Source organism: Pseudokineococcus sp. 1T1Z-3, assembly GCF_037482365.1.
Taxonomy (GTDB): domain Bacteria; phylum Actinomycetota; class Actinomycetes; order Actinomycetales; family Quadrisphaeraceae; genus Pseudokineococcus.
The window spans coordinates 59,015-69,314 of record NZ_JBBHZF010000009.1; the positions used below are offsets into that span (position 1 = coordinate 59,015).

Below are 10,300 nucleotides of genomic sequence, written 5' to 3' on the forward strand. Positions count from 1 at the left end.
GGTGACGTCGACGAGGACGGCCGGGCGCGGCACCCGCCGGCACTCCCCGCTGGCCGTGCTGGCGCTCACCCTCGCCGTCATCGCGGTGCTCGTCCAGGTCGTCCACCCGCTGCTCGACGACGCTGCCCGCACGAGTGCGACGACCCTCGCCGTCGTGTGCTTCTGCGCCGCCGCCCTCGCCGACGCCGCGCGCCGGTTCTCCCCCGCCACGGCCGCCGTCGTGCTCGGCGTCGCCGGCGGCCTGGGACTGGCCGCGGAGGCGGTCGGCACCCGCACGGGCCTGCCGTTCGGCGAGTACGCCTACACGGGCTCGTTGCAGCCGGAGGTCCTCGGCGTCCCCCTCGTGGTGCCGCTGGCCTGGACGATGATGGCCTACCCCATGCTGCTGGCCGGCCGGACCCTGGCGCCCCCCGGCAGCTGGACCGCCGTGCCGCTGGCCGCCGTCGGGCTCACCTCCTGGGACCTCTTCCTCGACCCGATGATGGTGGCCGCGGGGCACTGGACCTGGGCGGACCCCACGCCGGCGCTGCCCGGGCTCCCGGGCATCCCGCTGACCAACTACGCCGGCTGGCTGCTGGTCTCCCTGGTCATCTGCGCCGCGCTGCACCGGCTCGTGCCCGACCCGCGCCGGCGCGGGCGAGGCTCGCGCGAGGAGCCCGCCCCCGGCACCCAGCGCGCCCGCGGCTCCGCCGAGCTCGCCGTCCCCACGCTGCTGCTGGGCTGGACCTGGATCGGCTCGACCCTGGAGGCCCTCGTCTTCGCCGGCCGTCCCTGGGCGGGCGTGTGGGGCTTCGTCGTCATGGGTGTCGTCGTCGCGCCGACGCTGGCGCACTGGCTCTGGGCCTCCTACGCCCTGCGCCGGCGGTGAGCACGGCGCCCCTCGCCGCCGCGCTCGAGCGCGCGTGCGCCGCGCTCAGCCTGGGGCTGCTGGCGCACACCCTGCTCAACGCGGCGCTCCTGCGCCGCCCGCGCACCGCGCCCCCCTGCGTGAGGGAGCGGGTCAGCCTCCTGCTGCCCGTGCGGGACGAGGCGCACCAGGTCGCGGGCGCCCTGGGAGCCGTGCTCGCCCAGCAGGGGGTCGGCGACCTGGAGGTCCTCGTCCTCGACGACGCGAGCAGCGACGGCACGGGCGACCTCGCGCGGGCCACGGCGCGGGGTGACGCCCGGGTGCGTGTCCTCGACGGCACCCCCGCCCCGCCTGGCTGGCTGGGCAAGCCCTGGGCCTGCGCCCAGCTCGCGGCGGCGGCGCGCGGCGACGCGCTCGTCTTCCTCGACGCCGACGTGCGCCTCGCGCCGGGTGCGCTCGCCGCGACCGTCGACCAGCTGCGCCGGCACCGGCTCGACCTCGTCTCCCCCTACCCCCGCCAGGTGGCGCTGACGCCGGCCGAGCGTCTCGTCCAGCCGCTGCTGCAGTGGTCCTGGCTCGCGACGCTGCCGCTGCGCGTGGCCGAGCGCTCCCCCCGGCCGTCGCTGTCGGCCGCGAACGGCCAGCTCCTGGCCGTCGACGCCGCGCGCTACCGGGCGGTCGGCGGCCACGGCGCCGTGCGCGCCGACGTCCTCGACGACGTCGCGCTCGTGCGCGTGCTGAAGGCCGCCGGCGGGCGCGGCGGCGTCAGCGACGGGACGGCGCTCGCGACGTGCCGGATGTACGACGGCTGGCCGGCGCTGCGCGACGGGTACGGCAAGTCGCTGTGGACGGCGGGCGGCTCGCCGCGGGCCTCCCTCGCGCTCGCGGGCGGGCTGGCCCTGCTCGGCGTCGTCCCGGTGCTCGGCACCCTCCGGGGCTCACGCGCAGGTCGTCTCGCGCTGGCGGCGGGCGTCGCCTCGCGCGTCGTCGCCGCCCTCCGCACCGGCGGGCGGGTCTGGCCGGACGCCCTCGCCCACCCCGCCTCGCTCGTGGTCCTGGCGGGCCTGACGGCCCGCTCGGTCCGGGAGCACCGGCGGGGGCGGCTGAGCTGGAAGGGGCGCCCGCTCTCCGGGGGGTGATCCGGCGGCGCCCCGGCTGCTGGCCCGCACACGTGGGGCGTACGGTGCGCCGGTGCCCACGTCGACCTCCCTGGCCCGTCTTCGAGGACCCCTGGTCGCCGCCACGCTCGCCGGGGTCCTCGGCGTCGCCGGCTGCACGGCCGACGAGGGGCTGCCCACCCCCGAGGGCTCGCTCACGCCGGCGTCTCCGTCCACGAGCGCCAGCCCCGGCGCGAGCACGTCACCCTCCGACGCCGCGACGGCCTCGACCCCCGAGCCCACCGAGACGGGCGCGACCGACGGGCCCACCGAGACGGGTGCGCCCGCCGACCCGTCCCCCACCGGCGTGGCGGTCGGCGGTCTCGTCGAGGGCTTCCCCTCCGACGTCGTCCCGGTACCGCCGCAGGCCGAGGTGACCCTCTCCAACGCCGTCGAGGCCGACGGCGGCCGCACCGTCGCCCTCGCCGGGCGCACCGACGCGAGCGCCGAGGACGTCGTGGCCTTCTACACCGAGGCGCTCACGAGTCAGGGCTTCACCGCCACGACCCCGCCCGGTGTGGACGGCGCGAGCGTCACGACCTTCACGCGCGGGCAGGGCGCCACCGACCTGCTGACCCTCTCGGTCACCAGCAGCCAGGCGGGGCAGGACTTCTCGATCGGCGGCCGGCTCGGCTGATGGCGCGCGTCGTCGTCGTCGGCGCGGGGCTCGGCGGGCTCGCCGTCGCCATGCGCCTGGCCCGGCAGAAGCACGACGTCCTCGTGCTGGAGGCGGCCCAGGAGGTCGGCGGCAAGCTCGGCTGGGTCGAGCGCGACGGCTTCGGCTTCGACACGGGCCCGAGCCTGGTGACGCTGCCGGCCGTCTACCGGGACCTGTTCCTCAAGACCGGGCGCCCGCTGGAGAAGTGCGTCGACCTGGTCGCGCTCGACGTCGCGGCGCGGTACCGCTTCGCCGACGGGACGAGCCTCGACGTCCCCACCGGCTCGCGCGGCAGGCTCGCGCGCGCCCTCGACGAGGCCCTCGGCGCGGGCGCCGGCGCGCAGTGGCTCGGGTTGCTGGAGAGAGGGTCTCGGATCTGGGACCTCTCCCGCGGCCCCTTCCTCACCTCGCCGCTGCGGGGGCTGCGCACGCTGGCCCCGCTGGCCCGCAGCCGGCAGGACCTGCGGACCATCGCGCCGACGACGTCGCTGCGGCGCCTGGGAGAGCAGCTGCTCGAGCACCCGCACCTGCGGACCATGCTGGACCGGTACGCCACCTACTCCGGCTCCGACCCCCGCCGTGCGCCGGCGGCGCTGGCCTCGACCGTCTTCGTCGAGCACGCCTTCGGCTCCTGGTACGTCCGCGGCGGGCTGCGCCGCCTGGGGCTCGCGATGGCCGAGCGGGTGCACGCGCTGGGGGGCGAGGTCCGCTGCGGCGCAGCCGTGGAGGAGGTGCTCGTCCGAGGCGGCCGCGCCGCCGGTGTGCGGCTCGCCGGCGGCGAGGAGGTCGTGGCCGACGTCGTCGTCATGGCCGGGGACGCGGCCACGCTCTACGGGGTGGGCACCGACGGGAGAGCCCTCCTGCCGGCGGGCCGGGTGCGGCGGCGCGGCGCGGCGCGGCTGCGACGCGCCGAGCCGTCCGCCAGCGGCTTCGTGCTCCTCCTGGCGCTGGACGGGCGGACGCCGGACCTCCAGCACCACACGGTGCTCTTCCCCGCCGACTACGACGCCGAGTTCGACGCCCTGTCCGGCACCGGGTCCCACCGTGGCCGGCCCGCCCCGGTGGCCGACCCGACGATCTACGTCAGCGCGCCCGACGACCCCGCGACGCGCCCCGACGAGGACAGCGAGGCGTGGTTCGTGCTCGTCAACGCGCCGCGGCACCGGCCCGGCGCGCCGTCGGAGGGCGTCGACTGGGAGGGCGCCGACGAGGACGGCCGCCCGCTCGCGCAGTCCTACGCCGACCACGTGCTCGACGTCATGGCCGCGCGCGGCCTCGACGTGCGGGACCGGGTGCGGTGGCGCGAGGTCCGCACCCCGGCGGACCTGGAACGGCTGACGGGCAGCGTCGGCGGCTCGATCTACGGCAGCTCCAGCAACGGCGCCCGTGCGGCCTTCCTGCGCCCGCCCAACGAGACGGGCCTGCCCGGCCTGTACTGCGTCGGCGGCTCGTCCCACCCCGGCGGCGGCCTGCCGCTCGTGGGGTTGTCCGCCGAGATCGTCGCGGGACTGGTCGGGACGGCGTAGGAGGCACCCGGCCCGGTCGAGTCACGACCCGCCCGACGGGCGGGTCGTGACTGGGCGGGCGGGCGGGGGCTCAGCGCCCCCCGCGCCGTCGTCCGCCGCCGCCGGCGCGCGAGACGTCGACCACCGAGCGGCGCGGTGCCGGCGGGCGGGGCGAGGACGACCCGCCCGAGGCGCCGGACCCGCCGCCCCAGCCCTCGGAGGAGCTGGACCACGTCGACGGCCCGCCGCTGCGGCCGCCACCGCGACCGCCGCCGCTGCGACCACCGGCGCTGCGACCACCACCGCCGGCGCCCCCACCGCGACGACCATCGCCGGAGCCGCCGCGCGGTCCCGGCTGGCCGGTGGTGCCACCCCCGCCGCCACCACCGCGGCGACGCCCGCTGCCCTGCGGCTGCGCCGGCACCACGGGGGCGGGCTCGACGTGCGGGGCCACCGGCCCGGTGAGGTCGGCGACCACCGGCGAGGCGGCGTCGACGTCGTGGCGCGCCGGCGAGATGCCGGCCAGGCGCACGAGCGTGCGCACGTCCCGGTCCTGCTCGGGCAGGACGAGCGTGACGACGTCGCCGCCGGAGCCCGCCCGGGCCGTGCGCCCCGAGCGGTGCAGGTAGGCCTTGTGCTCGGTGGGCGGGTCGACGTGCACGACGAGCTCGACGTCGTCGACGTGGATGCCGCGGGCGGCGATGTCGGTGGCCACGAGGACCTTGACGTCGCCGGAGGAGAAGCGGGAGAGGTTCTCCTGGCGCTTGTTCTGGGAGAGGTTGCCCTGCAGGTCGACAGCCGGGATGCCCTCGGCCGTCAGCTGCTTGGCCAGCTTCTTCGCCTGGTGCTTGGTGCGCAGGAACATCATCCGGCGCCCCTGCCCCGAGGCCAGCGTGCGGACGACGTCGGCCTTGGCGCCGGCGTCGCGCACGGCGAGCCAGTGGTGGGTCATCTCGACGACGGGCGAGGTCGCCGGGTCGATCGCGAAGGTCAGCGGCTCGGAGAGGTAGCGGCGCACGAGCACGTCGACGCCGTTGTCCAGCGTCGCCGAGAAGAGCAGGCGCTGCCCGCCGGCCGGCGTCCGGTCCAGGAGACGCTTGACGCCCGGCAGGAAGCCGAGGTCGGCCATGTGGTCGGCCTCGTCCAGGACCGTGACCTCGACGGCGTCCAGGTGCACGTGGCCCTGGCCGATGAGGTCCTCCAGGCGCCCGGGGCAGGCGACGACCACGTCGACGCCCGCCTCCAGCGCGGTGACCTGGCGGCCCTGCGGGACGCCGCCGAAGATCGTGGTGACCTTCAGGCCCACCTCGGTGGCGAGCGGCTCGAGCGTCGCGGTGATCTGCGTGGCCAGCTCGCGCGTGGGGGCGAGGACGAGCCCGCGGGGGCGCCCGCGGCCCCGGCGCACCGGCGGCTTCTCGGCCAGGCGGGCGGCCAGCGGCAGCGCGAAGGCCAGGGTCTTGCCCGAGCCGGTGCGGCCGCGGCCCAGCACGTCCCGGCCGGCGAGCGTCGCCGGCAGCGTCACGGCCTGGATCGGGAAGGGCCGCTCGAAGCCTCGGGAGGCGAGCGACGTCGCGAGCGCCTGCGGGACGCCGATCTCGGCGAAGGACTGCTCGACGACGGCGTCCTCGGAGACGAGGACGGCGCCCGCGAGGTCGTCGGCGGGGGCCGCGGGACCCCGCCCGGACGCGTCACCGGGACGGCCGCCGGGGCGAGGGGCCCCGCCGGGGCGACGGCCTCCGCCCGAGCGGGACGGACCGCCGGCCGGACGACCGGACGTGCGGGAGCCGGGCTGACGGGAACCGGGCTGACGGGCGCTGGGCTGGCGGGAGCTGGGCTGGTTCATGGGCGCGATGGCCTCTCGGGACGTTGTCGCGGTGCGACATCGGGGCGCCGAGGGGCGCTCGTCCGCGCGGGGGGCGACCGGCCTGCGGGCACGCCGAGGTCCAGAGGAGGACCAGTCGGGGCCGGGCCGCTGCCGGGAGCTGCGGGGGCGGCTCGGCGGGGCGCCGGTGGGCGCCGCGGTCCCCCCAGTGTGCACCACCACCCGCGGACCCGACGACCGCGCCGACCGCCCGAGGGCCGGTCCTCCCCAGCCGCCCTCCCAGGGGCCCTCACCGGGGCGAGCCGTCGCCGGTCCACCCCGTGGGCGGCGGTCAGCCGCCCGGCCGCAGCGGCATCTCGTCGAGGAGGACGACGTCGCCGCCCGGGTCGCGGGTGTCGAACCGGTAGGAGCGCACGACGCCGTCGGCCGAGTCGAGCACCGAGAAGACGGTGATGTCGTTGCTCGACACGTAGGGAAGCGGCGTCCCGTCGGGGCCGGCCAGCGGCGCGACCGTCGGGACGACGGGCTCCAGCCCGCCGGGGTCGCCCTGCACGACGTGGTCCTCCGAGGGCGGGAGGGCGCGCGAGCGCCCCGAGGTCTCGTCGTAGGCGCCGTAGGTGTTGCCCACGTTGGAGGTCTCGAGCCAGTTCGTCCCGCCCGGCCCGACGAAGCGGTTCCACAGGTGGCTGTGCCCGTTGTGCACGAGGTCGACGCCGTGCGCGAGCAGGACCGGCTCCAGGTCGCGCAGCAGGTGGTCCTCCTCCTGCGGGTAGGCGTAGGTCACCGACGTCACGGCCCCGGAGGCGTCGCGCGTCACGGTCTGGACCGGGTCGGTGAAGGGCGGGGCCGTGTTGTCGCCGAGGCCGTGCGCGGCGTGGTGGTGCATGACGACGCGGTAGCGCGCCTCCCGCGCGGCGGGCGAGGACAGCTGCTGCTCCAGCCACCGCAGCTGCGGCGAGCCGGCGTCGACGCGCTCGAAGATGTGCTGGCCCCACCCCCACTCGACCGGGTCGTCGAGGTCGACCTCGGCCTCGGTGAAGGTGCCCCGCACCGCCGGCGAGACCCGCTTGGTCCGCCAGATCTGCGTCGCGAAGAGCGACACGACGAAGACGTCGCCGACCCGTCGCGCCCACCACCGCGGACCGCCCTCGGCGCTGGCGGGCTCGGGGAAGAGCTCCTCGTACGTCGTCACCGACCAGGACGCGTCCTGCACCCATGCCTCCCGGCTCTGGCCGCTGCCCGCGCCCTCCCCCGCCTCCCAGCGCTGCTCGGCCACCCACCGCGGCTGCGGGTCGTTGTACTGGGCGCCGAGGGTCCCCAGCCGGTCGCGCCCCATCACCTCGTGGTTGCCGACCGCCGGGTAGATCGGCGTGCTCTGCACGAACGGGGCGCCGCGGTAGGTCCGGCCGGCGATCTCCTGCGCGCCGCGGCCGGTGAGCCCGGCGAAGAAGGCCCGTCCGTCGGCGTCGTCGAACCACTCGCTGGCCCGGTCGGGGACGTTGACGAGGTCCCCGGCGACCAGGACGCCGTCCAGCTCGACGCCGACGGTCTCGGCCGCCACCTCCAGGTTGGCGGGCGTCATCCGCATGAGCTGGTGGTCGCTCGTCAGCAGCAGGCGTACCGGCCCCGAACGACGCAGGGGCGCCACCGTGGCGGGCGTGCTGACGACGGCGCGGCCGTCGGCGAGGACGGCGACGACGACGTAGGGCGTCCGCCGGTCGCGCGGGAGCCGGCTCGGCGCGTCCGCGGTGTGCCGCAGCACCCGCCGCCGGGTGATCGCGTCGTAGCTGCGCCCTGGCACGCGCGAGGCGGCGTCCTCGCGCGTGCGCGAGAGCTCCACCGTGCTCGCGAGCGTGCGCTCCCAGCCGCGGCCGCGACGGCGCCGTCCGGACACCGCCGCCGCGAGCGCCGCGGCGTCCATCGCGGCGACGGCGTCGCCGTGGACGATCCCCGTCACGGCAGGCGCCTCCTCGGTGAGCCACACGACGCGCGGGCCCCAGTACCCGGTGTCGAGCAGGTACGGCCCGCCCAGCAGCCACCCGTCGCCGCTCTCGACCGAGGTCACCGCGGGGACCGCCGAGGCCGCCGCCGGGGCCGCCGCCACCGCGGCCCCGCCCACGACCGCCCCGCCCGCGACCGCCGCCCCGAGGACCCGGCGCCGGCTCGGCCCCGTCCCCCAGTCCTGGTCGGCCCAGTCCTGGTCGGCCCCGTCCTGGTCGCGCCCGACCTGCTCCGTCCCGGCTCGTCTGCCCATGGGCTCATCGCAGCGGTCGCGGGCGTCGGCCTCCCGGCGCCCCGGCGTCCTGCTGGTGACGCGCACGTGCACAGCGGCAGGGCCGCCCGCGCTCAGGAGGCCTGGGGCCGTGGCCGCCGCGCCGGCTCACCGAGCGCCGCCCGCACGTACGGCACCCGCAGCAGCACCCAGGTGAGCGCCGTCGCCGCGACCAGGTGCGCCGGCAGCAGCAGCACGACCGTGGCCAGGACCTCCCCCAGCGTGTCGGCCTGCCCGGTGAGCCGCCGCACCCCGTAGACGAGCGCGCCGTGGACGAGGAAGACGCCGAAGGCGTAGGGGGCCCAGCGGTTCAGCGCCGCCTCGGCAGGCTCCGGCAGCCGCGCGAGGCCCCGGTGCAGGACGAGGTAGGCGCAGACCGACATGACGACGACGGTCGGGGACAGGAAGCCGTAGGCGTAGCGGCCCAGCGACCCGTAGCCGCTGACGCCGGCCGCCGTCGCGGTGAGCGCGACCGACAGCGCGAGCCCCCCGACCGCCCAGGCCGCCCCCCGGCCGCGGACGACGACGTCGCGCAGGCACCAGCCGAGCACGTAGTAGCCGGCGAAGGGCAGGAAGCGCGTGGCGGCGTTGGGCTCGCCCACGCCCGCCACGACGCTCAGCACCGCGTCCAGCGCGCCGGCGGCCAGCAGGACGACGCCGAGACCGAGCGACATCCGCCACGTCGCGTGCCGCGTGACGACCTTGAGGAAGGGCGTGGCCAGCACCAGCCCGGCGAGGACGTAGAGGAAGTACAGCTGCAGGAACGGCGCACCGGCCGCGACCGAGCTGGCCGCCTCGGCGGGCTCCAGGTCGCGCTGCAGCACCAGGCGGCGGAAGAGCAGGTAGAAGACCGTCCAGACCACGAGCGGGACGCCGATGCGGGACAGCCGCCGGCGGAAGTACTCACGCGGCCGGGCCGTCCGGGCCGGGTCCAGCGCCAGCGCGCCGGCGATCATGACGAAGACGGGCACGCACCACCGCGTCGCGGAGTTGAGGACGTTGGCCAGCCACCAGCCGGCGCTGCCGACCGGCACGCCGCGGCCCTCGACGACGGGCGCGAGCAGGTGGATCAGGACGACGGCGACGATCGCCAGCACCCGGGCGCCGTCCATCCACCGCGTCGCCGTCGGCCGGGGCGCCTGCTCGGGGACGCCGTCCAGCACCCTCACCGGCGAGCGCTCCCCGGGTTCTCGTCCCTGGCGTCCACGGCCAGGAGCGCCCGCCGCAGCACGGGCAGCAGCTGGACCAGGGCGACGAGCGCGACGACGAGCGCCGCCGCGGCCCCGAGCAGCGTCCACGTCGGCGCCTGCTCCGGGCGCAGGCCGACGACGAGCGCCGTCGCGGCGACGACGAGCACCCGGGTCGGCCGCTCCCCCACGGTGACGACGCCGACCTCGTGCACCCCCGCCGCCCCGGCGCGGGCACGGGCGTACTCGGCGAGCGCCGCGAGCGCGCCGGCGGCGACGACGAGCGGCCCGGGCGCGCCGAGCAGCCACAGCGCGACCAGGGCGAGGGCGTCGGCGACGCGGTCGGCGACGGCGTCGGCGACCGCGCCCCAGGTGCTCGTGCGCCCCGAGAGTACGGCGACACCGCCGTCGAGGTTGTCCAGGACGCCCGAGACGAGCACGAGCACCGGGACGGCGAGGGCCCACCGGCCGCCGGCGGCCGCGGCGGGCAGCGCGGCGAGCGGCACGAGCAGACCGGCCGCGGTCAGGACCGTCGGCGGCACACCGGCCCGGGCGAGCGGGCGCGCGAGGACGTGGACGACCGAGAGCCAGGAACGCACGAGACCGGTGGGCGGCGGCGCGCCGTGCAGGGCGGCCCACCGGCGCAGGTGCTCCTCACGCCCGGGCAGCCCGGTCGCCGCGGCGCCCGTCGTCCCCGCGGCGCCCGTCGTGCTCTTGTCGCCGGCCCTCCCCGCGTCGCCGGTCTTGCCCTCGTCGCTGGCTCCTCGCCCGTCCCGAGGGTCCCGGGACGACGCCATGCCCGGAGGCTAGCTGTACTGACCACGGAGGTTGGTGACGGCGCGTCGGTCCGGG

8 protein-coding genes are annotated in these 10,300 nt (G+C 77.7%); 4 read left to right on the forward strand and 4 right to left on the reverse strand.

Annotated features, from left to right (window positions below):
- Position 1 precedes the first annotated feature (1 nt).
- Genes WDV86_RS03290 through WDV86_RS03305 form a run of 4 tightly spaced genes read left to right on the forward strand, consistent with a single transcriptional unit; the run spans position 2 to position 4,188 of the window.
- A complete protein-coding gene (locus tag WDV86_RS03290) occupies positions 2 to 868 on the forward strand; it encodes a carotenoid biosynthesis protein (protein WP_339566166.1) in 867 nt (288 codons plus the stop codon).
- Positions 865 to 1,986, forward strand: a complete 1,122-nt coding sequence (locus tag WDV86_RS03295) for a glycosyltransferase (RefSeq protein WP_339566167.1) — start codon at positions 865 to 867, stop codon at positions 1,984 to 1,986. Before WDV86_RS03290 ends, WDV86_RS03295 begins: the two co-directional genes overlap by 4 nt.
- Before the next feature lie 52 nt (positions 1,987 to 2,038).
- Complete coding sequence (locus WDV86_RS03300) at positions 2,039 to 2,641, forward strand: hypothetical protein (RefSeq protein ID WP_339566168.1); 603 nt, start codon at positions 2,039 to 2,041, stop codon at positions 2,639 to 2,641.
- Entirely contained in the window at positions 2,641 to 4,188 is a 1,548-nt protein-coding gene (locus WDV86_RS03305) for a phytoene desaturase family protein (protein ID WP_339566169.1), read from the forward strand. Before WDV86_RS03300 ends, WDV86_RS03305 begins: the two co-directional genes overlap by 1 nt.
- 70 nt (positions 4,189 to 4,258) lie before the next feature.
- Here the strand turns inward: WDV86_RS03305 and WDV86_RS03310 are convergent, their stop codons facing one another.
- The 4 genes from WDV86_RS03310 to WDV86_RS03325 all read right to left on the reverse strand — a co-directional run bounded on the left by WDV86_RS03310 (position 4,259) and on the right by WDV86_RS03325 (position 10,245).
- Positions 4,259 to 6,010, reverse strand: coding sequence for a DEAD/DEAH box helicase (locus WDV86_RS03310; protein WP_339566170.1), 1,752 nt, complete (start codon positions 6,008 to 6,010; stop codon positions 4,259 to 4,261).
- Positions 6,011 to 6,320: 310 nt separating this feature from the next.
- The gene (locus WDV86_RS03315) at positions 6,321 to 8,243 is read right to left on the reverse strand and encodes a metallophosphoesterase family protein (RefSeq protein WP_339566171.1); all 1,923 of its coding nucleotides are present in this window, start codon (positions 8,241 to 8,243) and stop codon (positions 6,321 to 6,323) included.
- A gap of 92 nt (positions 8,244 to 8,335) precedes the next feature.
- Positions 8,336 to 9,430, reverse strand: a complete 1,095-nt coding sequence (locus WDV86_RS03320) for an acyltransferase (RefSeq protein WP_339566172.1) — start codon at positions 9,428 to 9,430, stop codon at positions 8,336 to 8,338.
- Positions 9,427 to 10,245 (reverse strand): CDP-alcohol phosphatidyltransferase family protein, encoded by an 819-nt coding sequence (locus tag WDV86_RS03325; RefSeq protein WP_339566173.1) that lies wholly within the window; start codon positions 10,243 to 10,245, stop codon positions 9,427 to 9,429. The genes WDV86_RS03320 and WDV86_RS03325 overlap by 4 nt, the downstream gene beginning before the upstream one ends.
- Between the last annotated feature and the right edge of the window lie 55 nt (positions 10,246 to 10,300).

Bases quoted from the DNA above. Each gene is read 5' to 3' on its own strand.
- WDV86_RS03310 (WP_339566170.1), bottom strand. From the start codon at position 6,010: ATGAACCAGCCCAGCTCCCGCCAGCCCAGCGCCCGTCAGCCCGGTTCC.
- WDV86_RS03305 (WP_339566169.1), top strand. From the start codon at position 2,641: ATGGCGCGCGTCGTCGTCGTCGGCGCGGGGCTCGGCGGGCTCGCCGTC.
- WDV86_RS03315 (WP_339566171.1), bottom strand. From the start codon at position 8,243: ATGGGCAGACGAGCCGGGACGGAGCAGGTCGGGCGCGACCAGGACGGG.
- WDV86_RS03325 (WP_339566173.1), bottom strand. From the start codon at position 10,245: ATGGCGTCGTCCCGGGACCCTCGGGACGGGCGAGGAGCCAGCGACGAG.